Source organism: Brevundimonas sp. (genome assembly GCF_035627055.1).
Taxonomy (GTDB): Bacteria; Pseudomonadota; Alphaproteobacteria; order Caulobacterales; family Caulobacteraceae; genus Brevundimonas.
The window spans coordinates 77,143-102,986 of the sequence record NZ_DASPMM010000023.1 but is presented as its reverse complement, the minus strand read 5'-3'; the positions used below and the strand labels follow the sequence as shown (position 1 = coordinate 102,986).

Sequence of the window (25,844 nt, the reverse complement as noted above, 5' to 3'; positions counted from 1 at the left end):
CGGTCTGCCGAGCGCACTGGGTGGCTTGTTCTCCCTGGTGAGCAACGGTTCGATCAGCAGCATCGCGGCCATCTTCATCGTGCTGATCGTGGCACTGGTGACGTACGCGGTGGTGTTCGTCGAGCGGGGCCAGCGCAAGATCCTCGTGAACTACGCCAAGCGCCAGGTCGGCAACAAGGTGTACGGTGGCCAGACCAGCCACCTGCCGCTGAAGCTGAACATGGCCGGCGTGATTCCGCCGATCTTCGCCTCGTCGATCATCCTGTTCCCGGCGACGATCGTCGACTGGTTCACGCGCGGCAAGGACTCGACGAACCCGGTGATCGGGTTCCTGAAGGACCTGGCGGCGTCGATGGGACCTGGCGAGCCGATCCATGCTTTGCTGTACGCGGTGGCGATCGTGTTCTTCTGCTTCTTCTACACGGCGCTGGTATTCAACAGCAAGGAAACGGCGGACAACTTGAAGAAGAGCGGCGCGTTTGTTCCGGGCATCCGTCCGGGCGAGCAGACTGCACGCTACATCGACAAGATCCTGATGCGCCTGACCCTGGCTGGCGCGGCGTACATCACTGCGGTGTGCCTGCTGCCGGAATTCATGCAAGCCCAGTGGAAGGTTCCCTTCTACTTCGGCGGCACGTCGCTGCTCATTATCGTGGTGGTGACGATGGATTTCATGGCCCAGGTGCAGAACTACGTGATGTCGCAGCAATATGAATCGCTGCTGCGCAAGGCGAACTTCAAGGGCGGTCTGCCGACCCGCTAAGGGTGGCACGGAGAACGAATGGCAAAAGACGACGTCATCCAAATGCAGGGGGAGATTCTCGAGAATCTCCCAAACGCGACCTTTCGCGTGAAGCTGGAAAACGGCCACGTGGTGCTGGGCCATATCTCGGGTAAAATGCGCATGAATTACATCCGCATTTTGCCCGGCGACAAGGTCACGGTGGAGTTGACGCCGTATGACCTGTCGCGGGCCCGCATTGTGTTCCGCACCAAGTAAAACAATTTAAGTAATCGAACCGAAGAGAGTGCAAAATGAAAGTTAACGCTTCAGTCAAGCGCATCTGCCGCAACTGCAAGATCATCAAGCGCAAGGGTGTGGTCCGCGTCATCTGCGTGGAGCCGCGTCACAAGCAGCGTCAAGGTTAATTTCGAGGAATAACGAATGGCACGTATTGCAGGGGTTAACATCCCCAACCATAAGCACGCCGTCATCGGCCTGACCGAAATCTACGGCATCGGCCGTCCGCGCTCGCAGAAGATCTGCGCAGCCGCTGGCGTGGCGACCAACAAGAAGGTCAAGGACCTGGACGACAACGAACTCGAGAAGCTGCGCGACGAGATCGCCAAGTTTGTCGTGGAAGGCGACCTGCGCCGTGAGCTGTCCATGAACATCAAGCGTCTGATGGACCTGGGCTGCTACCGTGGCATGCGTCACCGCAAGGGCCTGCCGGTCCGCGGCCAGCGCACGCACACCAACGCCCGCACCCGCAAGGGCCCCGCCAAGCCGATCGCCGGCAAGAAGAAGTAAGACAGACACATGGCCAAGGAACCGGGTCGCGTAAAGAAGCGCGAGCGCAAGAACATCACCTCGGGCGTCGCCCACGTGAATGCGTCCTTCAACAACACCATGGTGACCATCACCGACGCGCAGGGGAACGCCATCTCCTGGTCGTCCGCCGGTCACATGGGCTTCAAGGGGTCGCGCAAGTCGACCCCGTACGCCGCCCAGATGGCCGCCGAGGACGCCGCCAAGAAGGCCGGCGAACACGGCGTGAAGACGCTCGAAGTCAACGTCTCGGGTCCCGGCTCCGGCCGTGAGTCGGCCCTGCGCGCCCTGCAGGCCGCCGGCATGACCATCACCACCATCCGCGACGTCACGCCGATGCCGCACAACGGTTGCCGTCCGCCCAAGCGCCGCCGCGTCTAAGCGACACGACCGACTATTTCTCCGCCGGTCCTGCCGCCCCTGACGAGGAGCGAGGGACCGGCGAACTCCGTTTTCGAGGGACATCCATGATCGAACGTAACTGGCAAGAGCTGATCCGTCCCGAGAAGCCGCAGATCGAGGCCGGCTCCGACCCGCTGCGCAAGGCGCGCTTGGTCGCCGAGCCCCTGGAACGCGGCTTCGGCGTGACGCTCGGCAACGCCCTGCGCCGCGTTCTCCTGTCGTCGCTGCAAGGCGCGGCCGTGACCGCCATCCAGATCGACGGCGTCGTCCACGAATTCTCGTCGCTGGAAGGCGTGCGGGAAGACGTCGTCGACATCGTGCTGAACATCAAGCAGCTGGCCCTGCGCATGCACGCTGAAGGCCCCAAGCGCATGACCCTGCGCGCCACCGGCCCCGGCGCGGTGACGGCCGGCCAGATCGACGTCCCGTCGGACATCGAGGTGCTGAACCCGGATCACGTCATTTGCACGCTGGACGACGGCGCCTCGGTGCGCATGGAGCTGACGGTCCAGAACGGCAAGGGCTACGTCGCCTCCGAGCTGAACCGTCCGGAAGACGCCCCGATCGGCCTGATCGCGGTCGACGCCCTCTATTCGCCGGTCAAGCGCGTCGCCTATCGCGTCGAGCCGACCCGCCAGGGTCAGTCGCTGGACTATGACAAGCTGATCCTCGAGGTCGAGACCAACGGCGCCGTCTCGCCGGTTGACGCGGTGGCCTACGCCTCGCGCATCCTGCAGGACCAGCTGCAGATCTTCATCACCTTCGACGAGCCCAAGAAGGCGGTCGAACAGGCGGACGGCAAGCCCGACCTGCCGTTCAACCCGGCCCTGCTCAAGAAGGTCGACGAGCTCGAGCTGTCGGTCCGTTCGGCCAACTGCCTGAAGAACGACAACATCGTCTACATCGGCGACCTGATCCAGAAGACCGAGGGCGAGATGCTTCGCACCCCGAACTTCGGCCGGAAGTCGCTGAACGAGATCAAGGAAGTTCTCGCGACGATGGGCCTGTCGCTCGGCATGGACGTGCCGAACTGGCCACCCGAAAACATCGAAGACCTGGCCAAGAAGTTCGACGACCAGATCTAGTTTCAACCCTCCGCCCAAGGCTTTCGGGTCGCGGAGCGGTTAGAATGAGAGAACCCCAGGTCCGCTTTCGTGGAAACCAGGGTGAGTAGGAGAGACCCCGATGCGCCACGGCGCCGCCTATCGCAAGCTCGGCCGTACGGCCAGCCACCGGACCGCGATGTTCGCCAACATGGCTGCGTCGCTGATCAAGCACGAGCAGATCACGACGACCCTGCCCAAGGCGAAGGAACTGCGTCCCTTTGTCGAGAAGCTGGTCACGCTCGCCAAGAAGGGCGACCTGCACGCGCGCCGTCAGGCCATCAGCCACGTCCGTGACGTGCCGCAGGTGGGCAAGCTGTTCGAAACGATCGGCCCGCGCTACGCCGACCGTAACGGCGGCTACATCCGCATCATGAAGGCCGGCTACCGCCACGGCGACAACGCCGCCATGGCCGTGATCGAGTTCGTCGACCGCGACGTCGACGCCAAGGGCCAGGACTCGGGTCCGGTCTACGCCATCGAGGGCGACGACGAGGCGTAAGCTTCGCTCGTTGGGGCCAAAAGAGGGGCGTCGAGCTGGTCTCGCCGCCCCTTTTCCTTGCGCGCCGATCAGTCCGCCGCGGTCTCGGCGGTTTGGGCCGCCCGCCGGTCGCGGGCCAGCAGACGGGCGATCACGCCGGCCTGGCTGTCGGGGTTGAGGCGGTTCTGCTCGGCGGTGTAGAGGCCGCGCAGATAGGCCATGTCCCACTCGGTCAGGCCTGACACCGCGTCCGGGGCCTCGAACAGGTTCATCACCGTGTCGTAGCCCGCGCTGTCGGCGTCGTTGTCGATCTGGGCCAGGGTCACCATGGCGAGATAATCGGCCACCTGCTGCACCGACAGGCCGCTGATGTCGTCGATGTCGGCGATGATGATCGTCCGGAACAGGTCGTCGCGGATGTCGCTGCGGATGCGGGACGCGAAGGAGACGTGGAACTTCGGCGCGGTCGGTCCGCCGCCCCGGGGGTTCGTGTCTCCCGCCAGGCGGATGGCGCGTTCGCCCAGTTCATTGACCGGCATGCTGATCTGCCACCAGCGCACCGGGCGCTCGGCGGCCTGGAACTCCTCCAGGGCCTGGTCGCCCTGGGTCATCTGCAGACTGCCGACGTCGAACCTGCGCGGGCTCCGCTCCACCATGAGCCGGGCCAGGGCGGCGCCGTCGTCCGCGGCGATGATCAGCACATTGGCCTCGCAACCCGGAGCCTCGGTCTGCACGCCCAGGGCGTCGGCGACGTCCGAGATCCGGTCCACGACCGCCTGGGCGACATCGCGGTGCAGATTGGCGACGCCCACGCAGAGCGGCCTGTTCCAGCGCGCCAGGCCCCGGCGACGGGTCGGGGCCGCGACGTCGTCGATGAAGTCCCGGGCCATGGTCTCCAGCGCCCGGGCGTCGACGACCACATCCTCCAGCCGGGTGACCGGCTCCGCCTCCTGCGGGCGCGCCTCCTGCATCGGCTGCGAGACGAGCGCCAGGGACAGGAGGAGCGGAGACAGCATGACCTATTCCTTGGACAGATCCTGCTTGCGGAACCACGCCAGGGCCCCGGCCAGCGGCAGAAGCGTCCACAGCGCCACGCTGATCCAGGCCTTGAGGACGATTCCGTCGGACAGGGCGGCCGCGCGTTCCCCGCCGGCGATGGCGGCGCTGATCGCATCCACCGCCGCGCCCGGGTTGATCAGGACAGCAAGCCAGGCGTCCGGCAGGATCCCCATCGGCATCAGCATGTTGGGCGAGAAGAACTGGGCCACGCCGAGCACCATCGGCACGAACAGCGCCGCCAGCAGCGAGCGCGTCACGGTCGCGGCCAGCATGCCCATCATCGTGAACTGCAGGATGCGCAGCCAGGACAGGGCGAACTGGCCCGCGAACCGGGCGAAGGCCTCGCCGGTCGCGCCGAACACGACGCTGCGGTCGAAGATCGCGGCGCGGATGAGGTTCTCGATCACGGCCGAAACCAGCATGAACAGCATGGCCAGCAGCGCCAGCCCGGTCACGGTGGCCAGCTTGCCCAGCAGCAGGTTCGGGCGGCTGTTGCGGGCGCTGATCAGCCGCCACGTCTCCCAGCGGTAATCGCCGGCGTACAGGGTCGCCGCGCCGATCAGCACAAAGGCCAGCACCAGGGGATTGGCGAGGTTGCCGGCCGCCTGGACCATCGCCTCGGCCATGTCCAGTTCGCCGCCGGTCACCATCATCTCCCGCAGGCCGGGAGGCGCGTCCTTGTCGGCCAGCAGGGCGGCCGCATTGGCCTTGATGACGAACTGGGTGATCGCGCCGATGGCGACGGTGATCAGGGGGACGAACAGCACGCTCCAGAACAGGGTGGTGCGGTTCTTCGACAGGCGGAAGCCTTCCGCGCGGATGGCGTCAACCAGCATGGATCGTCTCCGGCGTCTGCACGGCGCCCGTCTCGGTGAAGAAGATGGCCTCCAGGTCGGTGCCGACCCAGCGCGCCTCGTCGATGTCGACCCCCGCCTCGACGAGGGCGCGGATCAGGGCCGGACCCTCGTCGCGCCGCACGTCGGCCATGACGGCGGCGCCGTCCCGGGTCCCCTTGGCCCCCAGCACGGCCAGCGCCTTGTCGATGGGGCCGACGGTCAGGCGCAGCCGCTCGCCGACGGCGGTGAGCTCGCTGACCGCGCCCTCGCGCACCAGCTTGCCCTTGTTGAGGATGGCGACGCGGTCGCAGACGCGCTGGACCTCCAGCAGCTGGTGGCTGGCGAGCACGACGGTGACGCCGTCCTCGTCGGCCAGGCTGCGGATCAGGGCCCGCATCTCCTGGATCCCGGGGGGATCCATGCCGCTGGTCGGTTCATCCAGGATGACCAGTTCCGGCCGGCTCATCAGGGAGGCGGCGACGCCCAGCCGCTGCATCATGCCGACGGAGAAGCCGCGCACCTTGCGGTCCGCCGCCTCGGTCAGGCCGACCTTCTGCAGCCAGTGGGGAATGTCGGTGGCGGCCCCGATGCCGTGCTCCAGCGCCAGCCAGCGCAGCACCTGCCGCGCGGTCATGTAGGGCGGGAAGCGCGGCGTCTCGATCATCGAGCCCATGCGGCGCATGTGCGCCACCTCGGTGACGGCACCGCCCATCACGCTGGCGGTCCCGTCCGTCGCCCGGATCAGGCCCAGCAGGATGCGGAACAGGGTCGACTTGCCGGCGCCGTTGGGACCCAGCACGCCATAGACCCCGCCTCGGGGAATGGACAGGTCCAGCCCGTCGAGGGCGCGAACGGCGCCGTAGGTCTTGGTCAGCCCCACGACCTGGATAACGGGCGTTTCAATAACAGCGGTCATGACCCAGCTTGGCCTTGCGTCGGCGGCGGACGCAAGCCGTATCGCCATTAAGGTTTGGCAACCTGCCCTGCGGCCGCTTGGCGCCGGGGGTTTCCCGGCGCAGTCTCCGGCCCGAACTTGAGGCGGGGGCGTTCATGGCGATCAGGACCTGGGGCGTGCCGGCGGCGCTGGGCGAGGCGCGGGTGCTGCATCCGGGGCCGCTGCGCTGGCTGAGGGCGCTCGGCTGGATGGTCGCCCTGCTGTTCGCGATCACCATTCCCGCCGGACTCGCCATCACCGGCCTCGACTCCCTGCTGCCCGAAGGCGGTCCGTCCTATGTGATCTCCAACAGCGTCGGGGCGCTGCTCTGCCTGCTGCTCTACGGCCTGCTGGTCTGGGGCGGCGAGGCGCGTCGCCCCGACGAGCTCGGATGGCGCGCCTTGCCGGTCGACCTGGTCGCCGGCCTGCTGATCGGCCTGCTGATGTTCGCCGCCGTCATGGGGCTGATGAGCGTCTTCGGCCTGTACGATATCGCCTGGAAGGGCCCGGCCTCGGCCTGGGAGGCCGCGGGCGCCTCCATCCAGTCGGGCGTGATGGAGGAGGTGCTGATCCGCGGCGTCGTGCTCCGGCTCCTGTGGCGCGCCTTCGGCCCCTGGGCCGCCTTCGCCATCTCCGCGGTCCTGTTCGGCGCGGGCCACCTGGGCAATCCCAACGCCAGCGTCTTCGCCGCCCTCTGCATCGCCGTCGAGGCCGGGATCATGCTGGGCGCCTTCTACGCCCTGACCGGACGGCTGTGGGTCTCGATCGGCGTCCATGCGGCATGGAATTTCACCCAGGGCTACCTGTTCGGGGCCGCGGTCTCGGGCACGGATTTCGGCCCGGCCGTCGCGGTCAGCACGGCGCGGCCCGGTTTCGCCGACTACCTGACCGGCGGCCCGTTCGGCCCCGAGGCGTCCCTGCCGGCGCTGATCGTCGGAACCCTGGTCGGCGTGGGGGTGCTGGTCATGGCCTGGAAGGCGGGCCGCTTCGACCGGCGGCCGGCGGCCACGGACGCGGCGTCCGGCTGACGCCCCGCCCGTGGTGCGCGACGTCTTCCCGCGCTAGACGCCGGGCATGAGCCTCCTTCCCTCCCGTCACGGACGCGCCGCGCTCGGCTTCATCTTCGTCACGGCGGTGCTCGACATCGTGGCCATGGGCATCATCATCCCGGTGCTCCCCGGGCTGATCGAGGACTTCGTCGGCTCCAACGCCCGGGCCGGGGTGATCAACGGCCTGTTCGTGGCCCTGTGGGCGGGGATGCAGTTCGTCTGCTCGCCGATCATCGGCTCCCTGTCGGACCAGTACGGCCGCCGTCCGGTCATCCTGATCAGCTGCGCGGGCCTCGCCGCCGACTACGTCCTGATGGCCCTGGCGCCGAACCTGTGGTGGCTGGCCCTGGGACGGATCATCGCCGGCGTCACCTCGTCCAGCTTCACGACCATCTACGCCTACATGGCCGACATCACCGAGCCCGAGAAGCGGGCGCGGGCCTATGGCCTGATCGGCGCGGCCTTCTCCGGCGGCTTCGTCCTCGGACCGGTGCTGGGCGGCTTCCTCGGCGAGTTCGGGCCGCGGGTTCCGTTCTGGTTCGCCGCCGGCCTGTCCGGCGTGGCCTTCCTCTACGGGATGTTCGTCCTGCCCGAGAGCCTGCCGACCGACCGGCGCATGGCGTTCAGCTGGGCCCGGGCCAACCCCGTCGGAGCCCTGATCCTGCTGCGTCGCCATACGGAGCTCAGCGGACTGGCCGTGGTGAATTTCCTGCTCTACTTCGCCCACCATGTCTTCTCGGCCGTGTTCGTCCTCTACGCCGCCCTGCGCTACGGCTGGGGTCCGGGCGAGGTCGGCCTGCTGCTCGCGCTCGTCGGGGTGCTGGACATGCTGATGCAGGGCGTCGTCGTCGGGCCCGTGGTCAGGCGTTTCGGCGATCGGGCCACCATGGTCCTCGGCCTGTTCGGCGGCGCCGTGGGCATCGCCGCGATGGGTTGGGCGCCGAACGGCCTGTGGTTCATCCTGGCCATGCTGCCCAACGCCGTGTGGGGACTGGCCATGCCGACGCTGCAGTCGCTGATGACCCGCCGGGTCGGGGAGGACGAGCAGGGCCAGCTGCAGGGGGCCAACATGAGCGTGGCCTCCATCGCGGGCGTCGCCTCGCCGCTGTTCTTCGGCTGGATCTATTCGATGTCGGCCGGGGAGGGGGCGCCCCTGCCGCATCCGGGCCTGGCCTTCTTCCTCGCCGCCGCGGTCCTGCTGCTGGCGGCCCTGATCGGCTGGGGCGTCGGACGGCGGGCGGAACGGGAGGAAAGCGGAGCCGTTTGAGCCTCCGTCGCCTTGATCCTGTCGAAAAGTCGGGGCGAAATCGCCCGGACAGGCCCTTCATTCAAGCCGGACCATGATGAAGACCAGCACGCTCGCCTTCGCTCTCGCCCTGACCCTCGCCGCCTGCGGCCAGTCCAACGACAGCCGGGCCCAGGACGGCGTCTTCGCCGACAACCGCGTCCTGCCCGCCGACGCCCAGTCGATGAAGGCCAGCTTCGCCCCTGTGGTGCGCGAGACCGCCCCGGCCGTGGTCAATATCGCGGCCATCGGCGTGCAGCAGGTCCGCGATCCGTTCTGGGGCATTCCCGGTCAGCGCCAGACCGGCTCGGTCGGCTCCGGCGTCATCGTGCGGCCCGACGGGGTGGTGGTCACCAACAACCACGTCATCGAGGGCATGCAGCAGATCCGCGTCACCCTCAACGACCGGCGCGAATTCTCGGCCCGGGTGGTGCTGGCCGACGCGCGCTCGGACATCGCCGTGCTGCAGCTGGAGGGCGTCAACGAACGCCTGCCGACGCTGAACATCGACGACCGCGAGGAACAGCAGGTCGGCGACCTGGTGCTGGCCATCGGCAACCCGTTCGGGGTCGGCCAGACGGTGACCAACGGCATCATATCGGCCCTGAACCGCACCGAGACCGGCATTTCCGACAGCGGCTCCTTCATCCAGACCGATGCGGCGATCAACCCGGGCAACTCCGGCGGGGCGCTGGTCGACATGGACGGCGACCTGATCGGCATCAACACGGCGATCTTCTCGCGCTCGGGCTCCTCGTCCGGGGTCGGGTTCGCGGTGCCCGCCACCATGGTCCGGCGGGTGGTGGACTCCGCCGTCGGCGGGGCCAAGGCGGTGGTCCGCCCGTGGCTCGGCGTGAAGGGCGAGAGCGTCAGCGCCGACATCGCCCGCAGCCTCGGCCTCGATCGCCCGCAGGGGCTGGTTGTCACCGACGTCTGGCCGAGCGGTCCGGCCGCCCGGGCCGGCCTGCGCCAGGGCGACGTCATCACCGCCATCGACGGCGCCGAGGTCAACGACCAGGGCGGTCTCAATTTCCGCGTCGGCACGCGCGAGCCGAACGAGTCCGTGCAGATCGCCGTGCTCCGCGACGGCCGGCCCGAGACGCTTGAGGCCCGCGTCCAGCGCCTGCCCGGCGACGCGGATATCGACGAGGCGACGCTGATCCGCGAAGGCGGCCTTTCGGGCGCGCAGGTCCTGACCCTCAACCCGGCCCTGGCCGACAGCCTCGGCGGCGACCCCTTCGCCTCGGGCGTGATCGTCAGCCGCGTCGACAGCCGCGGCTATGCCCGGCGGGGCGTGGGCCTGCAGGCGGGCGATGTCATCCTCGCCGTGAACGGCCGGGCGGTGACCTCCACCCAGCAACTCGTCGACCTGCCGCGCGGGACCCAACTGACGGTCGAGCGCCGCGGCCAGCGAGGCATCCTGCTGGTCCGCTAGCCGCGCTTCGGCCCCGTCAGCGACCAGACGTGGCCGAAGGGGTCGCGGAGCTTGGCGTTGCGACCGTAGAATTGGTCGGCGGCCGGGCGGATCGTGACCGCCCCTTCCGCTTCAGCCCGCTCCAGCCAGGCGTCGACGTCGTCGACCGCGAGCGCCACCGTCGCCGTCGTGCCGCCCAGCGTATCGGGAGCGAGCGTCCCGACCCGCTCGATCAACTCAGGAAATTCGTCTGACAGGTAGATCGCGCCGCCGTTGCCCAGCTCGACCATGGCGTGGCCCAGCCGCCCGTCCTCCATGTCGTGGCGCTCGACCTGGCGGCCGGCGAAGGCCCGTACATACCAGTCCAGCGCGCGCGCCCCATTGCGCACCATCAGATAGGGGACGACCGGCGGGTCCGGCGGCGTGTAGGCGGTCATCCATCCCCCTTAATCGGGCTGCCGATCGACCAGCTGTGGCCGAACGGATCACGCAGCTGGCCATAGCGGTCGCCCCAGAACTGGTCGGCCAGAGGGAACACCGGCACGGCGCCGGCCAGAAGGGCCCGGGTCCACCATTCCTCGGCGTCGTCGACCTGCAGGTGGATGGTCACGCCCTTGGGCGCGATGTCGGCCTCGCCGCCCCATTCTGGAAACTCGTCCGAGAGCATGACGCTGCCGCCGTTGATGTGCAGATGGGCGTGGATCAGGCGCTCGCCGTCGTCCGCCAGCTGGCGCCGCACCTCCACCGCCCCGAAGGCCCGGGCGTAGAACTCGGCCGCCGCCTGCCCCCCCCGCGAGGGAATGGTGAGATAGGGCGTCACCCCGGTCAGCGGCTTCGGCGCATCCACCTGTTCCATCGTCGCGATCTCCTCGTGCGCCATACTAACGCGTGAAAACACCGCCGGTAACGCCTATCTCTGGGCGCGCATGACCGACCTGTTCGAAGCCTCCGGCATCCATCCCCCCGACGCGCCCCTGGCCGACCGCCTGCGCCCCCGCACCCTCGACGAGGTGGTGGGCCAGGATCATCTGCTCGGCGAGGGCGGACCGATCCGGCGCATGGTCGAGGCCGGGCGGCTCGGCTCGATGATTCTGTGGGGGCCGCCCGGCACCGGCAAGACCACCATCGCCCGCCTGTTGGCCCAGGCCGCCGGCTACCAGTTCCAGCAGATCAGCGCCGTCTTCTCCGGGGTCGCCGACCTGAAGAAGGCGTTCGAGGCGGCCCGCATGCGCCGCGCCGCCGGCCAGTCGACCCTGCTGTTCGTCGATGAAATCCACCGCTTCAACCGCGCCCAGCAGGACGGCTTCTTGCCGTTCGTGGAGGAGGGGATCGTCACCCTCGTCGGGGCCACGACCGAGAACCCGTCGTTCGAGTTGAACGGCGCCCTGCTGTCGCGGACGCAGGTCTATGTGCTGAAACGGCTGGACGACGCCGCCCTCGATCAACTGTTGATTCGCGCCGAGGCGCAGGAGGGCAAGAGCCTGCCCCTGACGCCCGAGGCGCGCCAGGCGATGCTCGCCCTCGCCGACGGCGACGGCCGTTACCTGCTGACCATGTCCGAGGTGCTGTTCGACCTGACGACGACCGAGCCTCTCGATGTCCAGGCCCTCGCCGGCATCCTGCAGAAGCGCGCGCCCGCTTATGACAAAAGTCGAGAAGAGCACTACAACCTCATATCCGCGCTGCATAAATCGGTTCGCGGCTCCGACCCGGACGCCGCCCTCTACTGGCTCGCCCGCATGCTGAACGGCGGCGAGGATCCGCTCTATCTGGCCCGCCGCATCGTGCGCATGGCGGTCGAGGACATCGGCGAGGCCGACCCGCTGTCGCTGCTCGTCGCCAACGCCGCCAAGGATGCCTACGACTTCCTCGGCTCCCCCGAGGGCGAGCTGGCCCTGGCCCAGGCGGTCGTCCACCTCGCCACCGCGCCCAAGTCGGTCGGCGTCTACGAGGCCTTCAAGGCGGCGAAGCGGGCTGCCGCCGAGACCGGCTCCCTGATGCCCCCCGCCCACATCCGCAACGCCCCGACCAAGCTGATGAAGTCGCTCGGTTACGGCAAGGGCTACCAGTACGACCCCGACACCCCCGAGGGCTTCTCCGGCGCGAACTTCTTCCCCGACGAAATGGAGCGCCGCACCTTCTACGCGCCGAAGGGCGAGGGGCATGAGGCCAAGGTGAAGGAACGGCTGGAGCGCTGGGCGGCGCTGCGGGCGAGGATGCAGGCCGGCGACGAACCGACAGGGTAACCGTTGCCGTAACCCCGATTTCGGACCATCCTCCCGGGCATCGACAATCCTTGGGAGGGGACGATGATCGACTCGATGACGACCCGTACGCCGTGGCACCTGTGGGTGGTGGGCCTCGTGGCCGCGCTGTGGAACGGCTTCGGCTGCATGGACTACGTCATGACCCAGACGCGGCGCGACGAATGGTTCGCCCAGATGGGCATGACCCCCGATCAGCTGGCCTATTTCAACGCCATGCCGGCCTGGACCCACGCGGCCTGGGCCATCGGAGTCTGGGGCGGCCTGCTCGGCGCCATCCTGCTGCTGCTGCGCAGGAAGCTGGCGACGCCGGTGTTCGTGCTCTCGTTCCTCGGCTGGCTGGCCGGAGCCGTCTACGCCTTCGGCATGTCCGACGGCATGGAGGCCATGGGCCCGATGTGGCCGATGCAGATCGTCATCGGCGGCGCCTGCGTCTTCTTCATCTGGTACGCCTGGACCATGTCGAAGAAGGGCGTCCTGCGTTGAGAGCCGGGGGCGCCGGGGCGCGCGCGCCCTGGCATCTCTGGGCGGCCGGGATCGTCGCCATCCTGTGGAACGCCGGCGGCTGCCTCGACTACGTCATGACCCAGGTCCAGGGCGACGCCTGGCTGGCCAATATGGAGCCGACGCAGACCCTGCTCGACTGGTTCCACGGCCTGCCCGCCTGGTACGACGCGGCCTGGGCCATCGCCGTCTGGGGCGGGCTGCTGGGCGGCGTCCTGCTGCTCGCCCGCCGCAGATGGGCCACGCCGGTCTTCGTCCTGTCGCTGCTCGGCTGGACGGCGACGGCGGTCTACGCCCTGGCGTTGTCGAACGGCATGGAGGTCATGGGCGCCTACTGGCCGATCCAGATCGTCCACCTCGTCATCGGCGCCCTGTTCGTCTGGTACGCCATGGCGATGAGCCAGCGGGGCGTTCTGCGCTGACGGGCTGACGGGGGAGGGCGGTTCGCGTATGCACGCGCGGTGACCGACCGCGCCCCCGTTTCCCTGTCCGACGACGAGATCGCCGCCGTCCGCTCGTGGGTGCTGCACGAGGACCCGCACCTGCTCGTCCTCAACAAGCCCGCGGGCCTGTCCAGCCAGGGCGGGCGGATCAAGGCGCACACCCTCGACGACCTGCTGTGGGCCTTCATGCGCTCCAACGGCAAGCGGCCGGAACTGGTCCACCGGCTGGACCGCGACACCTCCGGCGTCATCCTCGCCGCCAAGACCAAGCCGGCCGCCGGCTTCCTCGGCAAGGCGCTGCAGATGCGCCGCTTCCGCAAGACCTATCTCGCCCTCGTCTCCGCAGCCCCCGAGCCGCGCACCGGCACGATCGACGCCCCGCTGGTGCGCCAGGAGATCGGCCGCGAGAGCTATATGCGCGTCTGCGCCTTCGACGCCCCGGGCGCGCAGGGCTCGCAGAGCCGCTACCGCACCCTGTCCGCCTCCGAGGACGGCGCCCTGGTCGAACTGGAGCCGCTGACCGGGCGGATGCACCAGCTGCGCGTGCACATGGCCCACATCGGCCGCCCGCTCGTCGGCGACCCCCGCTATGGCGGCGCCCTGACCTTCGCCGGCCGCGCCGCGCCGCGCCTGATGCTGCACGCCGCGAAGCTCACCTTCCCCCACCCCGAGGGCGGCGACCGCACGGTCGAGGCCCCGCTGCCGGCGGATTTCGAGGCGCTCAGACAAGCTGCGGAACTGTAGGAACATTCGCCGCCGCCCGGCGCTATTTCAGGGAAACGCCCGGAGCTCCGCCATGAACCGCCTGAGCCTGCCCCTGATCGCCGCCGCCGGCCTCGCCCTGTCGGCCTGCGCCAGCCTCGCCCCCTACGGCCCGCAGATGGGCCCGAACGGGCAGGGCTATGCCGAGCAGCGGATCGAATCCAACCGCTTCCGCGTCACCTACAACGGCGTCGGCGCCCCCGGCCCGGTCGCCGACTACGCCCTGCTGCGCGCCGCCGAACTGACCCTGGCCCAGGGCTACGACTGGTTCGAGGTCACCCAGCGCTGGACCGACGGCCGCCTCGACAGCGCCGGGGGCATGCGCCCCACCGTCTCCATCGGGGCGGGCTCCAGCCGCTATGGCGGCCGCTACGGAAGCTATCGCAGTTCCGGCGTCGGTGTCGGCGTCGGCCTCAACTTCACCGGCCCGTCGCCGACCTCGACGACGCTGGAGGTGGTGATGGGCAACGGAGAAACGCCCGACCGCCCGAACGCCTATGACGCCAGCAGCGTTCGCGACAGCCTCGGCTGGAGAAGGGGCTAGGGTCTAGGGTCTAGGGGCTAGGTAAACAGGATTGGAGTTCGGGGATCGTGGGGCTCGGCAGAGCCTCCGGTGGGACGCGCTCTAGCCCCTAGCCCCTAGCCCCTAGCCCCTAATCCCTATCTGCCGCCCCGCGTCAGCGCCCGGTACTCGACCAGCCGCTCCTTGTCGCGCCGCACCTGCTCGCCGACGGCGTTGTCGACGTCGAGAGAGGCGTAGCGCACCCAGCCCTCGACGCCGAGCTTGTCCTGGATCGCGGTCACCGGCGTCTGCCAGCGGAAATACGACAGCCAGGTCACCAGCACGCCGACCAGCACCGCCAGCCCCTGCAGGCCCCGGAACGCCGTCTCGCGCCCTTCCGGCGCCGGCTCGAGCGCGAACACGGCCAGCCAGATCAGCAGAACCAGCGGCGTCACCAGCCGGGAGAACCAGCGCATCCAGTAGCGCTCGCGGCGCACGCGCCACAGCTCCATCTGGACGTGCTTCTCAAGATACTCCATGCGCGCGCCCAGCCACATGGTCAGCCGGGTCAGGAACATGGCGCGCTGGCCCCAGCCCTTGCCGTCCTGCTGGAACTGGGTCTCGGCCTGGTCGGACAGGGCCCGGGCGTTGGTGAACAGGTTCTGGATCTCGCGCGTCCGCTGCACGATCTCGCGCGACAGCTCGTACGAGTCGTTCTCCAGCCGGAACCGGTACTGGATGAAGAGGATGGCGTTCAGGGCCCAGAAGCCCGCCAGCACCAGCAACATGCCGCCGCCGGCCAGGGCCAGCCCCATCGGCTCGGTGCCGGTCCATTGCGCGAACAGGGTCGGGCCGAAGGTGGCCAGCAGCATCAGCCCGATCAGCGCCAGCGTCTGGTTCAGCCGCTTGACGGCCACGTGCACGCACAGCGCCTTGAACACGCTGCGTCCATAGGCGTGGATGCGGCTGCGGATGTCCTGCTCGGCCGGGAACCGCTCCTCGATCTGGCGCGCGAACAGCACGTGGAAGCGGTCGGGTTTCCCCTCGGTCTCCCAGAAGGGGAAGATGTCGAGCGGCTGGTTGAAATACTCGTCGATGTGGGCCGAGATGTTGGCCACCACCGCCGGGTCGGTCGAGAAATAGTCGCTGTCGCCGATCGGCCGGGTGATGCCCTCGTTGGAGCGCGAAGGGCCCAGCCCGCGCGGCGGACCCGAGGCGGGGATGGCGCGGTCGGCGTGGTCGGCCGCTCCGGGCGGCGGCGGATTGGCCGCCGAGCGCAACGGATCGCCGACCCGGGCGTCATAGCCTTGCCCGCCGTGGCCCCCGTCCAGGGGCGCTCCATGCGGGTTATGGGCGTGGCTGTGGTCGTCGTGCGACATGACGCTTCCGGCGGTCCTTCTGATCTCGGTCGGCTCAGCCTAGCAGATCGCTCCGCCGCACCGATGCCGTTCTCTCACGACGCGAAGCTGCGCCGTTGGCCTCCGGTATCGCTGTTAACCGAGCCCCCGGGCAAGTGAAGTTTCGGTCAGAACGGATACCGCGCCATGGCCGCCGCGCAGGCCAGCAGCGGGATCAGCAGCAGCGCCTCCAGCCCGACCCACCAGCGGGCCCGCCGCAGCTCGTCGGCCGGCGGCGTGAAGGCCGCGTCGCCCGCCGCCGCCTTGCGCCATTTGAAGAACAGCAGCGTCGGACCGATCGACAGCAGGCCGATGGCGACGAACAGGGCGATCTTGGCCCAGAAGAAGGGATTATCCTGATAGAAGGCCCAGCCCTTGCCGCCCCAGACCACCCGGCTGACGCCGATGACAATCACCAGCACGGCGGTCATCCCGAAGCGGGCGTCCAGCTTCACCAGCCGGGCCGGGTCGAAAGCGGACGCCCGCAACATCACGCCCTCCATCGCCAGGGTGGCGACGAGGCCGAACACCGCGATGTGGTGCAGGACGGCGAGGATGAGGTCGGTCATGGAAACCTCCACTTACGGTTCAGCTCCAGGTCAGGACCGCCGCCAGCAGGCCGAGCAGAAGGCCGGTGACGATCGGCCAGGTCGGGAGCTCCCGCTGCTTTCGCGCCCATCGAAGGACAAATGCGAAAACAAGCCCCCAAAATGCGCCCACTCCAGCTGCGGCGGCAAAATGCCAGAACGAGAACATGTGCGGGCGGCCCCCGGCGGTGGAACTGGCTCGAAGCAACGTGGCCTCACACGTGCGGCCACGATGTGTATAAGCCCCGCACCATGACACGTTTTCTCATCGTTGCAGCAGGGGGCGCGCTCGGGGCCGTCGCGCGCTACGGCGTCGGCGCATGGTGCGCGCGCCTGCTCCCGGCGGCGCAGTGGCCATGGGGCACGCTCGCCGTGAACGTCTTCGGCGGCCTGCTGATGGGCCTGCTGACCGGCTGGCTGGCCTTCCGGGGCGGCCTGCACAGCGAGTCGATCCGCCTGTTCGCCGCGGTCGGCCTGCTCGGCGGCTTCACCACCTTTTCGGCCTTCTCGCTGGAGACGGCCCTGATGATCGAGCGCCGCCAATTCGCCATGGCCGGGGGCTATGTCGCCGTTTCGGTGGTCCTGTCGATCGCCGCCCTGTTTGTCGGCCTGATGGTCGCCCGCCGCGCCTTCGGAGCCGCCCTTTGACCGACGAGACCGCCGAAAAGCCCGACGCCCCGAAGCGCGAGGTCCAGACCATCTACGTCGCCGAGGCCGAGGACGGCATTCGTCTGGACCGCTGGTTCCGCCGGCGCTGGCCGCACCTGTCCAACATCCAGGTGCAGAAGATGGCCCGCAGCGGCCAGATCCGCGTCGACGGGGCCCGCATCAAGCCCGAGGGCCGCCTGACCGCCGGCGCCGCCGTGCGCGTGCCGCCGATCCCGGACGACACCTCGCGTCAGGCCGGCGACGCCCACACCCTGAGCCCGCAGGATATCAAATTCGCCAAGTCCCTCGTGCTCTACGAGGACGACATGGTCATCGCCATCAACAAGCCGCATGGCCTCGCCGTGCAGGGCGGGACCAAGACCAGCCGCCACGTCGACCGGCTGCTGTCGGCCTGGGGGGAGGGGATGGAGCGCCCGCGTCTGGTCCACCGGCTCGACCGCGACACCTCCGGCGTCCTGCTGCTCGGCAAGGGCCCCGAGGCGGCCAAGCGGCTGGCCGGCGCCTTCGCCCGGCGTCAGGCGAAGAAGACCTACTGGGCCATCGTCATCGGCAATCCCAAGCCCGCCGCCGGCCAGATCGACATGCCGCTGAAGAAGACCGGCATCAACGACTTCGAGATGATGCGCCCCGCCGACCGCAAGGACCCGCGCGCCGAGCCCGCCGAGACCGCCTTCGCCACCATCAGCCGCGCCGCCCACCGCGCCGCCTGGATGGCCCTGCGCCCCTTCACCGGCCGCACTCACCAGCTGCGGGCGCACATGGCCGGGATCGGCCACCCGATCCTCGGCGATCCGAAATACGGCGACGACAAATCGCGCGAGCTGTCCGGCATCCTGAAACTGCAACTCCACGCCCGCAGCATCGAGCTTGAGCATCCCCGCGGCGGCATGCTGAAGGTCGTGGCTCCCCTGTCGCCCGAGATGAAGGCCGGCTTCGCCCACTTCGGCTTCGAGGAAGCGGAAGGCAACGAGAGCGACCCGTTCGAAGGGGTGAGGCGGCAGAGATGAGACCCCTCGCAGTCTTCGACATCGACGGCACCCTCGTCGACAGCCGCGCCTCGATCCATCGCGCCGCCTGCGAGGCCGCGCGCGACATCGGCCTGCCCGAGCCCGACTACGACCGTGTCCGCCAGATCGTCGGCCTGTCGTTGGAGCACGCCATGGCGACCCTTGAGCCCGGTCTCGACCCGGCGACCCTCGCCCGCTTCGTCGCCGGCTTCCGCGCCAGCTTCAACCGCATGTACGCCGAGGGCCACGAGGAGCCGCTCTATCCCGAGGCCATGAGCGCGCTGCGCCGCCTGCACCGCGACGGCTGGCGGCTGGCGCTGGCCACGGGCCAAAACCGCCGCGGCGTGGCCCGCAACCTCGCCCGCGAGGGCTGGGCCGACCTGTTCCTGTCGTCCCACTGCGCCGAGGACGGCCCGGGCAAGCCCGATCCCGCCATGCTGCACGCCGCCATGGCCGCCTGCGACAGCGATCCGTCGCGCACCGTCATGATCGGCGACACCGCCCACGACATCCAGATGGCCATCAACGCCGGCGTGCTGCCGCTGGGCGTCGCCTGGGGCTTCCACACCATCGAGGAACAGCGCGCCGCCGGGGCCCGCCACGTCGCCAGCAGCTTCTCCGAACTGACCGTGGTCCTCGACGGTTTCGCCGACATGACCCGCGCCGCCTGAGACCTCCGATGAGCCACATCCCGCCCCTCGATCCCAACGTCGCCGCCCGCAAGGGCTTCCGCGAGTCCGAGGAACGCCTGAAGCGCTTCTGGACCGCCGTCGATGTGGCGCAAGGGGAGGGCGGCTGGAGCGTGACGCTCGACGGCCGCACGCCGAAGACTCCCGCCGGGGCGAAACTGACCCTGCCGACCGGCGCCGCCGCCCGCCTGGTCGCCGACGAATGGGCCGTCCAGGGCGAGTTCCTCGACCCCGCGACCATGCCGGCGACGCGTCTCGCCTCCACCGCCATTGACCGCGTCAGTCAGGCCCGCGACCCCGTCGCCGACGAGATCGCCGCCTTCGCCGGCTCCGACCTGCTCTGCTACCTCGCCGACCACCCGACCGCCCTGGCGCTGGAGCAGGCCCGCGAGTGGACGCCGTGGCGCGACTGGGCGGCGCTGGAGCTCGGCGTCCACCTCGAACCGGCCGAGGGGATCATCCACCGCGCCCAGGACCCCGGCGCCATCGCCCGGATGCGCGAACTGGCTCTGCGGCTTGACGACTTCGGCCTCGCCGGCGTGGCCATGGCCACGCCCCTGCTCGGCTCGGCGGTGCTCGCCCTCGCGGTCCAGCGCGGCGTGCTCGGCGGCCAAGCCGCCTTCGAGCTGTCCCGCCTCGACGAGGCCTTCCAGGAGCGCCAGTGGGGCGTCGACGCCGAGGCCGCCGAACGGACCGCCGCCCGCCGCGCCGAGGCGGCCCTGCTGGAGCGGTGGTTCCGGGCGCTCGAAGCCTGACTTTCCAAGGCGGAAAATAATCACTTGCCAATACGGAAAGTGACGCTACTCTTTCCATATCGGAAAGTGAGAGTTCGCCATGACGCAAGACCCCAACCCCCACGAGGCCCTGGCTTCGATCCGCGAGGCCCGCACCGGTCTCGCGCCCCCTGCCGACTATCCGCTGGCCTACGACCTGGCCTACGGCGCCGTGTGCGCCCTGCTGGTCGCCGGGCAGGGTCTGCCGACGCCGTGGTCGGTGATCGTCCTGCCCATCGCACTCGGCGGTCTGGCTGCCCTCGTCATGTGGTGGCGCAAGACCTACGGCTGGTGGGTCAGCGGCTATTCCCCCAAGCGCGCCCGCTGGGTGGCCTTCGGTCTGGTCGGCGTGTTCCTCGGCCTGGTCGGGCTCAGCCTCTACGGCCGCGTCGTCGGCCCGTCGTGGCTCTACCTCGTGTCCGGCGGCATCGCCTTCGTCGCCTCCATCGCCGCCAGCCGCCTGTGGCTGCGCGTGTGGCGCAAGGAGTTGGCGGAGGGCCTGAAGTGAGCCCGGTCCCGGTCTTCGACCCCGTGATCCACGCCCCCGGTCGGCTGCAGATCTGCGCCATCCTCTCGGGCGTGGACGACGCCGAGTTCGCCATGATCCGCGACCGCATCGGCGTCTCGGACTCGGTCCTGTCCAAACATCTCAAACAGCTGGAGGAGGCGGGCTACGTCGCCCTGGCCAAGGCGCCGTTCGACGGCCGCCAGCGCACCTGGATCAACCTGACCCCGGCCGGCCGAAAAGCCTTCGCCGCCCACGTCTCCGAACTCCAGCGCCTGGCCGCGATGACGGCGCCGCAGCCGATGGGGCAGGGGTTCTCGGGCTGAAGGAAGTGACAGTGCTAGTGAGCAGAAGAAACATGCGGCGCCGCCCGCCCCTCCTTGCTCACCCCTTCGCTCACTGACACTAGCACTCAGCTGTCCCCGCTTGCCTCCGCCCCTGGCCCTCCTTAAGCCAGCGCTCAAGGAGACGCCCCATGCAAGACATCCTCGACCAGCTCGAACAGCGCCGCCTGGCGGCCCGCCTCGGCGGCGGCGAGAAGCGCATCGCCAGCCAGCACGCCAAGGGCAAGCTGACCGCCCGCGAGCGCATCGAGGTGCTGCTGGACGAGGGCTCGTTCGAGGAAACCGACATGTTCGTCGAGCATCGCTCGCACGACTTCGGCATGGACAAGCAGCGCATCCCCGGCGACGGCGTGGTCACCGGCCGGGGCACGATCGGCGGGCGGCTGGTCTACGTCTTCTCCAAGGATTTCACCGTCTTCGGCGGCTCGCTCTCGGGCGCCCACGCGGCCAAGATCGTCAAGATCCAGAAGATGGCCCTGACCAACGGCGCCCCGATCATCGGCCTGTTCGACGCCGGCGGCGCCCGCATCCAGGAGGGCGTCGAGAGCCTCGCCGGCTATGCCGACATCTTCCTCCAGAACACCCTGGCCTCGGGCGTCATCCCCCAGATCAGCGTCATCATGGGCCCCTGCGCCGGCGGCGACGTCTATTCCCCCGCCATCACCGACTTCATCTTCATGGTGAAGGACACGAGCTACATGTACGTCACCGGCCCCGACGTGGTGAAGACCGTCACCAACGAGGTGGTCTCCCACGAGGACCTCGGCGGCGCCCGGGTCCACGCCGGCAAGTCCGGGGTCGCCGACGGCGCCTTCGAGAACGACCTCGAGGCCCTCAGCGAGGTCCGCCGCCTGATCGGCTTCCTGCCCCTGTCGAACCGCGAGAAGCCCCCGGTCCGCGACAGCTATGACGACCCCGAGCGCGACGAGCCCAGCCTCGACACCCTGGTCCCGGCCAATCCGAACCAGCCGTATGACATCAAGGAGTTGATCCTGAAGACGGTCGACGAAGCCGAATTCTTCGAGATCGGCCCCGATTTCGCGAAGAATATCGTCACCGGCTTCGGCCGCCTCGACGGCCAGACGGTCGGCGTCGTCGCCAACCAGCCCCAGGTCCTGGCCGGCGTCCTCGACATCGACTCCAGCCGCAAGGCCGCCCGCTTCGTGCGCTTCTGCGACGCCTTCGACATCCCTTTGGTCACCTTCGTCGACGTGCCCGGCTTCATGCCCGGCACCCGCCAGGAGTACGGCGGCCTGATCAAGCACGGCGCCAAGCTGCTGTTCGCCTACGCCGAGGCGACGGTGCCCAAGCTGACCGTCATCACCCGCAAGGCCTACGGCGGCGCCTATGACGTGATGAGCTCCAAACACCTGCGCGGCGACGTCAACTACGCCTGGCCCTCGGCCGAGATCGCCGTCATGGGCGCCAAGGGGGCGGTCGAGATCATCTTCCGCAAGGAAGCCGGCGACCCGGAAGCGCTGGCCGCCCGCGAGGCCGAGTACAAGGCCCGCTTCGCCAACCCGTTCGTGGCGGCGTCGCTGGGCTACATCGACGACGTGATCATGCCGCACGGGACGCGGCGCCGGCTGATCCGGGCGCTACGGACGCTGAAGAACAAGCAGCAGGAGAACCCGTGGAAGAAGCACGATAATATTCCGCTGTAGGTTCACCTGAGCCTCCGCTCCCCGACGGCCAGGCAGGTCTTCGCCTCACGCGCCGGCGCCGAGACCGCCCCCGCCGCCCTGGCTTCCACCCTTCCTTTCGTCATCCTCCGGCAAGCCGCGTAGCGGCGCCGACCGGGGGACCCAGCGGCGCGCGCGAGCGCGACCCTGTCGGGAGCGTCGCTGTCGAAAACAGCCAGCCTGAACAGATCGCCTTCGGCGCCGCTGGGTCCCCCGGTCTCGGCTTCGCCTCGCCGGAGGATGACCAAAGGAAAGCAAAAGGCGGGGCCGTACCTCCGCTTCACGGGCCGTCAACGACCCTCCCGGTCAGCTTCCGACAGGATCGCCCGGTTGCGTGACCGCGCCGGGCGACGCAATCTGCGGCCACATCGAGGAGAGACCCGCATGCGCTTCACCCTGACCCTTCTGGCCGCGGCCGCGATCGCCACGGCCGCGACGGCGCAGCAGTCGGCGCTCGCCAGCGTCCCTTTCGACGCCGGCCAGGCCGCCCTCAATCCGCAGACGCTCGCCGGACTGGATCACTCGATCGCCCCGCTCCGCCAGATCAGCGGATCCTGGTCGCTCACCGTCATCGGGCACGCCGACCCGTCGGAAGGGGAAGCCAAGGAAACCGACGCCCTGTCCGATCGCCGCGCCGGCGTCGTCCGGGACGCGCTGGTCGCCCGCGGCGTTCCGGCCAGTCTCATCACCACCATGGCCCGGGGCGCGTCCGATCCGGCCCCGGGTGCGACCGGCCCCGCGGATAACCGGCGCGTCGAAATCACCATCGGCCGCGGCAGCGGTTGGTGAGCGGTTCCGCCCGTGGCCGGCAGGCGCCTCGCTGAACAGGGTTCCCCCCCATGCTCACCCTCCACGCCTTCGGAAACGTCCATCCCGCCGTCCACGGCGAGACCCGCGACCTGCGCGTCCAGTGGGCGCTGGAGGAGATGGGGCTGCCCTACACCGTGCGCGGCTGGGACCATACGGCCGGCGAGACCACGGGCCCCGAGTTCTCGGCCATCAGCCCGTTCAACCAGCTCCCGCTGCTCGAGGACGACGGCCTGGTCCTGTCCGAGACCGGCGCCATCCTGATCCACCTCGCCGAGACATCCGGCCGCCTGATCCCCGCCGACGCCCGCGGCCGCGCGCGGGTGATCCAGTGGTGCCTCGTCGCCCTGTCCACCGTCGAGGGCCCGATCCAGCCGCTCAAGCTGATCGACCTCGGGGCGCTCGGCGAGCCCGGCGAGGTGCGCGGCGCCCTGACCGGCTGGACGCACCGTCTGCTCGGCAATCTGAATCGCCGCCTCGAGGGCCGGGACTGGATCGGGACCGACGACTTCACCATCGCCGACCTGCTGCTGGCCTCGGTGCTGCGCCAGCTGCGCCACACCGACCTGATGGACGGCTATCCCGAGGTGAAGGCCTTCTACGAGCGCGCCATGGCCCGTCCGGCTTGGCAGCGCACCCTCGACCTCTACGCCGAACGGCTGGGCGCCGACCGGGCGAAGATCGGATAGGCGCGATGATCGTCCTCCACGCCTTCGCCAACATGTTCCCCGGCGGCGTCGGCGAGACCAAGGACATCCGCATCCAGTGGGCGCTCGAGGAGATGGGCCTGCCGTACGAGGTCCGCGGCCTCGACTATCTGGGCGGCGAGGCCGACAGCCCCGCGTTCGCGGCGATCAGCCCGTTCAACCAGATCCCGGTGCTGGAGGATGACGGCCCCGACGGGCGTCTCATCATCGCCGAGTCCTGCGCCATCCTGATCCATCTGGCGGAAAAGTCCGGCCGCCTCATGCCCGCCGACGAGGCCGGTCGCCTCAAGGTCATCCAGTGGTGTTTCGCCGCCGCCGGCACCGTCGCGCCCGTCCTGTCGATGATCGCCATGACCGACGCCGGCTTCATGGGCCGGGACCCCGCGACACGGGACTTCCTCGTCGGCCTCGCCCACCGCTGGCTGGCCGGGCTGGAGCGCCAGCTGCAGGGCCACGACTGGATCACCGGCGACGCCTTCACAATCGCCGACATCACCTTGGCCGACGTCCTGCGCGAGATCCGCGAGACCGACCTGATGGACGGCTACCCGAAGGTGCAGGCCTTCTACCACCGCGCCTTCGCCCGTCCGGCGCGCCGCCGGGCCCGCGAACTGACCGCCGAACGGATGGGGGTAGCGGTGGAGGCCATCGCCTAACCCGCCCTTCTCCCCTTGCGGGAGAAGGTGGCCCGCGAAGCGGGTCGGATGAGGGGTCGCGCCAACGGCTGGTGATTGGCGGCCCCACCGGTCGATGACCTCTCGCCGCTCTGGCGACCCCTCATCCGTCAGCCTTCGGCTGCCACCTTCTCCCGCAAGGGGAGAAGGAACTCACCCCTCAAACGCCTCCAGGATCGGGCACGGCCCCCGTCCGCCGTCCGCGCACGCCCCCGCCAGCCGATGCAGCGCCGCCCGCGCCGCCTCCAGGTCCGCGATCCGCGCGTCCAGCTCCGTCAGCCGCCCCTGCGCCAGCGCCAGCGCCCCCGACCGGTCCTCGCCCGCGTCCAGCGCCAGCAGCTCGCCGATCTGCTCAAGGGTGAAGCCCGCCGCCTGCGCCGATCGCACAAACCGCAGCCGCCGCACGTCCTGGGCCCCATAGCGCCGGACCCCGCCGCCCGACCCGCCGCCCTCCGGCCGCGGCGGCGTCTCCAGCAGGCCGCGCCGCTGGTAGTACCGCACCGTCTCCACGCCGACGCCGCCCGCGGCCGCCAGCCGCGCGATGGTCATCTCAACCCCTGTTCCGGGCATGCCTTGACTCCGTACCATGCTACGGACCCTACATGGGGCGCGGACCGTTATCGGCAACAGGAGAAAGCCACCCCATGTCCGTCGCCCGAAAGACCGCCGTCCTCCATCGCATGGTCATGCCCGACCACATCTGCCCCTACGGCCAGAAGTCGCTCTGGCTGCTGCGCCGCAAGGGCTACGCCGTGCAGGACCATCACCTGAAGACCCGCGAGGAGACCGACGCCTTCAAGGCCGTGCACGGGGTCAAGACCACGCCCCAGACCTTCATCGACGGGGTTCGCATCGGCGGCCACGACGATCTGCGCCGCTTCTTCGGCGAAAAGGTCCCCGGGCCCGGCGCGACCAGCTACACGCCGGTGCTGGTGGTGTTCGCCGTCGCGGCCCTGATCGCCGCGGTGGTGGTCTGGTGGCGCGACGGATGGGTGGTGGCCAGCTTTCCGCCGACCTTCATCGCCGTGGCCATGTGTCTGCTGGCCATGCTGAAGCTGCAGGACGTCGAGAAATTCTCGACCATGTTCCTCAACTACGACCTGCTGGCGCGCCGCTGGGTCCCCTACGGCTACATCTACCCCTTCGCCGAGCTCGGCGCGGGCGTGCTGATGCTGGCCGGCGTCCTGACCTGGCTGTCGGCCCCCGTCGCCCTGTTCATTGGCGGCGTCGGCGCGGTCTCGGTGTTCAAGGCCGTCTACGTCGACAAGCGCGAACTGAAATGCGCCTGCGTCGGCGGCTCCAGCAACGTCCCCCTCGGCTTCGTCTCCCTGACCGAGAACCTGATGATGATCGCCATGGCCGTGTGGATGCTGGCCATGCACTGACGTCCCCTGACGATCGGCGCGGCCGGGGCTG

The 25,844-nt window shown here is 69.3% G+C and carries 34 protein-coding genes; 26 read left to right on the top strand and 8 right to left on the bottom strand.

The window, feature by feature from the left end; translation table 11 throughout:
* The 7 genes from VEA98_RS13170 to rplQ all read left to right on the top strand — a co-directional run.
* On the top strand, positions 1-763 hold a 763-nt coding region (locus tag VEA98_RS13170; protein WP_324815244.1), incomplete at its 5' end, for a preprotein translocase subunit SecY.
* An 18-nt stretch (positions 764-781) separates the two neighbouring features.
* Positions 782-1,000 (top strand): translation initiation factor IF-1, encoded by a 219-nt coding sequence (gene infA / locus VEA98_RS13165; protein WP_005663428.1) that lies wholly within the window; start codon positions 782-784, stop codon positions 998-1,000.
* A 35-nt stretch (positions 1,001-1,035) separates the two neighbouring features.
* The gene (gene rpmJ / locus VEA98_RS13160; RefSeq protein WP_005663407.1) at positions 1,036-1,149 is read left to right on the top strand and encodes a 50S ribosomal protein L36; all 114 of its coding nucleotides are present in this window, start codon (positions 1,036-1,038) and stop codon (positions 1,147-1,149) included.
* 16 nt (positions 1,150-1,165) lie between these two features.
* Positions 1,166-1,531, top strand: coding sequence for a 30S ribosomal protein S13 (gene rpsM / locus VEA98_RS13155; protein WP_324815228.1), 366 nt, complete (start codon positions 1,166-1,168; stop codon positions 1,529-1,531).
* Between the two features lie 9 nt (positions 1,532-1,540).
* Positions 1,541-1,930, top strand: a complete 390-nt coding sequence (rpsK, locus tag VEA98_RS13150; RefSeq protein WP_122468702.1) for a 30S ribosomal protein S11 — start codon at positions 1,541-1,543, stop codon at positions 1,928-1,930.
* An 86-nt stretch (positions 1,931-2,016) separates the two neighbouring features.
* Positions 2,017-3,036 carry a DNA-directed RNA polymerase subunit alpha gene (locus tag VEA98_RS13145; RefSeq protein WP_324815224.1) on the top strand — a complete coding sequence of 340 codons (1,020 nt, stop codon included), beginning with the start codon at positions 2,017-2,019 and terminating at the stop codon, positions 3,034-3,036.
* A gap of 100 nt (positions 3,037-3,136) precedes the next feature.
* A complete protein-coding gene (rplQ, locus tag VEA98_RS13140) occupies positions 3,137-3,556 on the top strand; it encodes a 50S ribosomal protein L17 (RefSeq protein WP_324815221.1) in 420 nt (139 codons plus the stop codon).
* Positions 3,557-3,624: 68 nt separating this feature from the next.
* Here the strand turns inward: rplQ and VEA98_RS13135 are convergent, their stop codons facing one another.
* The 3 genes from VEA98_RS13135 to VEA98_RS13125 are packed head-to-tail and all read right to left on the bottom strand — an operon-like array spanning position 3,625 to position 6,346.
* A complete protein-coding gene (locus tag VEA98_RS13135) occupies positions 3,625-4,551 on the bottom strand; it encodes a hypothetical protein (protein ID WP_324815218.1) in 927 nt (308 codons plus the stop codon).
* 3 nt (positions 4,552-4,554) lie between these two features.
* The gene (locus tag VEA98_RS13130; protein ID WP_324815216.1) at positions 4,555-5,430 is read right to left on the bottom strand and encodes a hypothetical protein; all 876 of its coding nucleotides are present in this window, start codon (positions 5,428-5,430) and stop codon (positions 4,555-4,557) included.
* Complete coding sequence (locus VEA98_RS13125) at positions 5,420-6,346, bottom strand: ABC transporter ATP-binding protein (RefSeq protein WP_324815213.1); 927 nt, start codon at positions 6,344-6,346, stop codon at positions 5,420-5,422. The genes VEA98_RS13130 and VEA98_RS13125 overlap by 11 nt, the downstream gene beginning before the upstream one ends.
* Before the next feature lie 134 nt (positions 6,347-6,480).
* On the opposite strand from VEA98_RS13125, the gene VEA98_RS13120 reads away from it, so the two are divergent.
* The 3 genes from VEA98_RS13120 to VEA98_RS13110 all read left to right on the top strand — a co-directional run bounded on the left by VEA98_RS13120 (position 6,481) and on the right by VEA98_RS13110 (position 10,133).
* Positions 6,481-7,392 (top strand): CPBP family intramembrane glutamic endopeptidase, encoded by a 912-nt coding sequence (locus VEA98_RS13120; protein WP_324815210.1) that lies wholly within the window; start codon positions 6,481-6,483, stop codon positions 7,390-7,392.
* Positions 7,393-7,438: 46 nt separating this feature from the next.
* On the top strand, positions 7,439-8,680 hold the full coding sequence (locus tag VEA98_RS13115) for a TCR/Tet family MFS transporter (RefSeq protein WP_324815208.1): 1,242 nt from the start codon (positions 7,439-7,441) through the stop codon (positions 8,678-8,680).
* 76 nt (positions 8,681-8,756) lie between these two features.
* Positions 8,757-10,133: a trypsin-like peptidase domain-containing protein gene (locus tag VEA98_RS13110; protein WP_414642182.1), complete on the top strand. Its 1,377-nt coding sequence runs from the start codon at positions 8,757-8,759 to the stop codon at positions 10,131-10,133.
* Here VEA98_RS13110 and VEA98_RS13105 read toward each other — a convergent pair.
* Positions 10,130-10,549, bottom strand: coding sequence for a VOC family protein (locus VEA98_RS13105; RefSeq protein ID WP_324815203.1), 420 nt, complete (start codon positions 10,547-10,549; stop codon positions 10,130-10,132). The genes VEA98_RS13110 and VEA98_RS13105 overlap by 4 nt on opposite strands.
* The gene (locus VEA98_RS13100) at positions 10,546-10,968 is read right to left on the bottom strand and encodes a VOC family protein (protein WP_324815200.1); all 423 of its coding nucleotides are present in this window, start codon (positions 10,966-10,968) and stop codon (positions 10,546-10,548) included. Before VEA98_RS13100 ends, VEA98_RS13105 begins: the two co-directional genes overlap by 4 nt.
* Before the next feature lie 70 nt (positions 10,969-11,038).
* Here VEA98_RS13100 and VEA98_RS13095 point away from each other — a divergent pair, with 70 nt between their 5' ends.
* The 5 genes from VEA98_RS13095 (at position 11,039) to VEA98_RS13075 (ending at position 14,629) form a co-directional block, all read left to right on the top strand.
* Complete coding sequence (locus VEA98_RS13095; RefSeq protein WP_324815198.1) at positions 11,039-12,358, top strand: replication-associated recombination protein A; 1,320 nt, start codon at positions 11,039-11,041, stop codon at positions 12,356-12,358.
* Positions 12,359-12,421: 63 nt separating this feature from the next.
* The gene (locus tag VEA98_RS13090) at positions 12,422-12,862 is read left to right on the top strand and encodes a hypothetical protein (protein WP_324815195.1); all 441 of its coding nucleotides are present in this window, start codon (positions 12,422-12,424) and stop codon (positions 12,860-12,862) included.
* Complete coding sequence (locus VEA98_RS13085; RefSeq protein WP_324815192.1) at positions 12,859-13,302, top strand: hypothetical protein; 444 nt, start codon at positions 12,859-12,861, stop codon at positions 13,300-13,302. Before VEA98_RS13090 ends, VEA98_RS13085 begins: the two co-directional genes overlap by 4 nt.
* 39 nt (positions 13,303-13,341) lie before the next feature.
* Positions 13,342-14,067 carry an RluA family pseudouridine synthase gene (locus VEA98_RS13080; RefSeq protein WP_324815189.1) on the top strand — a complete coding sequence of 242 codons (726 nt, stop codon included), beginning with the start codon at positions 13,342-13,344 and terminating at the stop codon, positions 14,065-14,067.
* A gap of 52 nt (positions 14,068-14,119) precedes the next feature.
* The gene (locus tag VEA98_RS13075) at positions 14,120-14,629 is read left to right on the top strand and encodes a CC0125/CC1285 family lipoprotein (protein WP_324815187.1); all 510 of its coding nucleotides are present in this window, start codon (positions 14,120-14,122) and stop codon (positions 14,627-14,629) included.
* Positions 14,630-14,745: 116 nt separating this feature from the next.
* Here the strand turns inward: VEA98_RS13075 and VEA98_RS13070 are convergent, their stop codons facing one another.
* Both VEA98_RS13070 and VEA98_RS13065 read right to left on the bottom strand, forming a co-directional pair.
* The gene (locus tag VEA98_RS13070; protein WP_324815185.1) at positions 14,746-15,966 is read right to left on the bottom strand and encodes a hypothetical protein; all 1,221 of its coding nucleotides are present in this window, start codon (positions 15,964-15,966) and stop codon (positions 14,746-14,748) included.
* A gap of 146 nt (positions 15,967-16,112) precedes the next feature.
* A complete protein-coding gene (locus VEA98_RS13065) occupies positions 16,113-16,553 on the bottom strand; it encodes a DUF2214 family protein (protein ID WP_324815181.1) in 441 nt (146 codons plus the stop codon).
* A 270-nt stretch (positions 16,554-16,823) separates the two neighbouring features.
* Between VEA98_RS13065 and crcB the strand changes: the two genes are divergently transcribed.
* The 10 genes from crcB (at position 16,824) to VEA98_RS13015 (ending at position 24,410) form a co-directional block, all read left to right on the top strand.
* On the top strand, positions 16,824-17,219 hold the full coding sequence (gene crcB, locus VEA98_RS13060) for a fluoride efflux transporter CrcB (protein ID WP_324815178.1): 396 nt from the start codon (positions 16,824-16,826) through the stop codon (positions 17,217-17,219).
* Complete coding sequence (locus VEA98_RS13055; RefSeq protein ID WP_324815175.1) at positions 17,216-18,247, top strand: RluA family pseudouridine synthase; 1,032 nt, start codon at positions 17,216-17,218, stop codon at positions 18,245-18,247. The genes crcB and VEA98_RS13055 overlap by 4 nt, the downstream gene beginning before the upstream one ends.
* Positions 18,244-18,918 carry an HAD-IA family hydrolase gene (locus VEA98_RS13050; RefSeq protein WP_324815172.1) on the top strand — a complete coding sequence of 225 codons (675 nt, stop codon included), beginning with the start codon at positions 18,244-18,246 and terminating at the stop codon, positions 18,916-18,918. Before VEA98_RS13055 ends, VEA98_RS13050 begins: the two co-directional genes overlap by 4 nt.
* An 8-nt stretch (positions 18,919-18,926) precedes the next feature.
* Positions 18,927-19,691, top strand: coding sequence for an ATP12 family chaperone protein (locus VEA98_RS13045; RefSeq protein ID WP_324815165.1), 765 nt, complete (start codon positions 18,927-18,929; stop codon positions 19,689-19,691).
* Between the two features lie 79 nt (positions 19,692-19,770).
* Positions 19,771-20,217, top strand: a complete 447-nt coding sequence (locus tag VEA98_RS13040) for a hypothetical protein (RefSeq protein WP_324815163.1) — start codon at positions 19,771-19,773, stop codon at positions 20,215-20,217.
* Complete coding sequence (locus VEA98_RS13035; protein WP_324815161.1) at positions 20,214-20,540, top strand: transcriptional regulator; 327 nt, start codon at positions 20,214-20,216, stop codon at positions 20,538-20,540. Before VEA98_RS13040 ends, VEA98_RS13035 begins: the two co-directional genes overlap by 4 nt.
* 149 nt (positions 20,541-20,689) lie before the next feature.
* Positions 20,690-22,222 carry an acyl-CoA carboxylase subunit beta gene (locus tag VEA98_RS13030; RefSeq protein WP_324815158.1) on the top strand — a complete coding sequence of 511 codons (1,533 nt, stop codon included), beginning with the start codon at positions 20,690-20,692 and terminating at the stop codon, positions 22,220-22,222.
* Between the two features lie 402 nt (positions 22,223-22,624).
* Positions 22,625-23,029 carry an OmpA family protein gene (locus tag VEA98_RS13025; RefSeq protein ID WP_324815155.1) on the top strand — a complete coding sequence of 135 codons (405 nt, stop codon included), beginning with the start codon at positions 22,625-22,627 and terminating at the stop codon, positions 23,027-23,029.
* Between the two features lie 50 nt (positions 23,030-23,079).
* Positions 23,080-23,736: a glutathione S-transferase family protein gene (locus VEA98_RS13020; protein ID WP_324815153.1), complete on the top strand. Its 657-nt coding sequence runs from the start codon at positions 23,080-23,082 to the stop codon at positions 23,734-23,736.
* 5 nt (positions 23,737-23,741) lie between these two features.
* On the top strand, positions 23,742-24,410 hold the full coding sequence (locus VEA98_RS13015; RefSeq protein ID WP_324815150.1) for a glutathione S-transferase family protein: 669 nt from the start codon (positions 23,742-23,744) through the stop codon (positions 24,408-24,410).
* 171 nt (positions 24,411-24,581) lie between these two features.
* Here VEA98_RS13015 and VEA98_RS13010 read toward each other — a convergent pair whose 3' ends face one another.
* A complete protein-coding gene (locus tag VEA98_RS13010; protein ID WP_324815147.1) occupies positions 24,582-24,998 on the bottom strand; it encodes a MerR family DNA-binding protein in 417 nt (138 codons plus the stop codon).
* 74 nt (positions 24,999-25,072) lie between these two features.
* Here VEA98_RS13010 and VEA98_RS13005 point away from each other — a divergent pair, with 74 nt between their 5' ends.
* Complete coding sequence (locus VEA98_RS13005) at positions 25,073-25,813, top strand: MauE/DoxX family redox-associated membrane protein (RefSeq protein ID WP_324815144.1); 741 nt, start codon at positions 25,073-25,075, stop codon at positions 25,811-25,813.
* Positions 25,814-25,844 lie beyond the last annotated feature (31 nt).

Bases quoted from the DNA above. Each gene is read 5' to 3' on its own strand.
- infA (WP_005663428.1), top strand. From the start codon at position 782: ATGGCAAAAGACGACGTCATCCAAATGCAGGGGGAGATTCTCGAGAAT.
- rpmJ (WP_005663407.1), top strand. From the start codon at position 1,036: ATGAAAGTTAACGCTTCAGTCAAGCGCATCTGCCGCAACTGCAAGATC.
- rpsM (WP_324815228.1), top strand. From the start codon at position 1,166: ATGGCACGTATTGCAGGGGTTAACATCCCCAACCATAAGCACGCCGTC.
- rpsK (WP_122468702.1), top strand. From the start codon at position 1,541: ATGGCCAAGGAACCGGGTCGCGTAAAGAAGCGCGAGCGCAAGAACATC.
- VEA98_RS13145 (WP_324815224.1), top strand. From the start codon at position 2,017: ATGATCGAACGTAACTGGCAAGAGCTGATCCGTCCCGAGAAGCCGCAG.
- rplQ (WP_324815221.1), top strand. From the start codon at position 3,137: ATGCGCCACGGCGCCGCCTATCGCAAGCTCGGCCGTACGGCCAGCCAC.
- VEA98_RS13135 (WP_324815218.1), bottom strand. From the start codon at position 4,551: ATGCTGTCTCCGCTCCTCCTGTCCCTGGCGCTCGTCTCGCAGCCGATG.
- VEA98_RS13130 (WP_324815216.1), bottom strand. From the start codon at position 5,430: ATGCTGGTTGACGCCATCCGCGCGGAAGGCTTCCGCCTGTCGAAGAAC.
- VEA98_RS13125 (WP_324815213.1), bottom strand. From the start codon at position 6,346: ATGACCGCTGTTATTGAAACGCCCGTTATCCAGGTCGTGGGGCTGACC.
- VEA98_RS13120 (WP_324815210.1), top strand. From the start codon at position 6,481: ATGGCGATCAGGACCTGGGGCGTGCCGGCGGCGCTGGGCGAGGCGCGG.
- VEA98_RS13115 (WP_324815208.1), top strand. From the start codon at position 7,439: ATGAGCCTCCTTCCCTCCCGTCACGGACGCGCCGCGCTCGGCTTCATC.
- VEA98_RS13110 (WP_414642182.1), top strand. From the start codon at position 8,757: ATGAAGACCAGCACGCTCGCCTTCGCTCTCGCCCTGACCCTCGCCGCC.
- VEA98_RS13105 (WP_324815203.1), bottom strand. From the start codon at position 10,549: ATGACCGCCTACACGCCGCCGGACCCGCCGGTCGTCCCCTATCTGATG.
- VEA98_RS13100 (WP_324815200.1), bottom strand. From the start codon at position 10,968: ATGGAACAGGTGGATGCGCCGAAGCCGCTGACCGGGGTGACGCCCTAT.
- VEA98_RS13095 (WP_324815198.1), top strand. From the start codon at position 11,039: ATGACCGACCTGTTCGAAGCCTCCGGCATCCATCCCCCCGACGCGCCC.
- VEA98_RS13090 (WP_324815195.1), top strand. From the start codon at position 12,422: ATGATCGACTCGATGACGACCCGTACGCCGTGGCACCTGTGGGTGGTG.
- VEA98_RS13075 (WP_324815187.1), top strand. From the start codon at position 14,120: ATGAACCGCCTGAGCCTGCCCCTGATCGCCGCCGCCGGCCTCGCCCTG.
- VEA98_RS13070 (WP_324815185.1), bottom strand. From the start codon at position 15,966: ATGTCGCACGACGACCACAGCCACGCCCATAACCCGCATGGAGCGCCC.
- VEA98_RS13065 (WP_324815181.1), bottom strand. From the start codon at position 16,553: ATGACCGACCTCATCCTCGCCGTCCTGCACCACATCGCGGTGTTCGGC.
- crcB (WP_324815178.1), top strand. From the start codon at position 16,824: ATGACACGTTTTCTCATCGTTGCAGCAGGGGGCGCGCTCGGGGCCGTC.
- VEA98_RS13050 (WP_324815172.1), top strand. From the start codon at position 18,244: ATGAGACCCCTCGCAGTCTTCGACATCGACGGCACCCTCGTCGACAGC.
- VEA98_RS13045 (WP_324815165.1), top strand. From the start codon at position 18,927: ATGAGCCACATCCCGCCCCTCGATCCCAACGTCGCCGCCCGCAAGGGC.
- VEA98_RS13040 (WP_324815163.1), top strand. From the start codon at position 19,771: ATGACGCAAGACCCCAACCCCCACGAGGCCCTGGCTTCGATCCGCGAG.
- VEA98_RS13030 (WP_324815158.1), top strand. From the start codon at position 20,690: ATGCAAGACATCCTCGACCAGCTCGAACAGCGCCGCCTGGCGGCCCGC.
- VEA98_RS13025 (WP_324815155.1), top strand. From the start codon at position 22,625: ATGCGCTTCACCCTGACCCTTCTGGCCGCGGCCGCGATCGCCACGGCC.
- VEA98_RS13020 (WP_324815153.1), top strand. From the start codon at position 23,080: ATGCTCACCCTCCACGCCTTCGGAAACGTCCATCCCGCCGTCCACGGC.
- VEA98_RS13015 (WP_324815150.1), top strand. From the start codon at position 23,742: ATGATCGTCCTCCACGCCTTCGCCAACATGTTCCCCGGCGGCGTCGGC.
- VEA98_RS13010 (WP_324815147.1), bottom strand. From the start codon at position 24,998: ATGCCCGGAACAGGGGTTGAGATGACCATCGCGCGGCTGGCGGCCGCG.
- VEA98_RS13005 (WP_324815144.1), top strand. From the start codon at position 25,073: ATGTCCGTCGCCCGAAAGACCGCCGTCCTCCATCGCATGGTCATGCCC.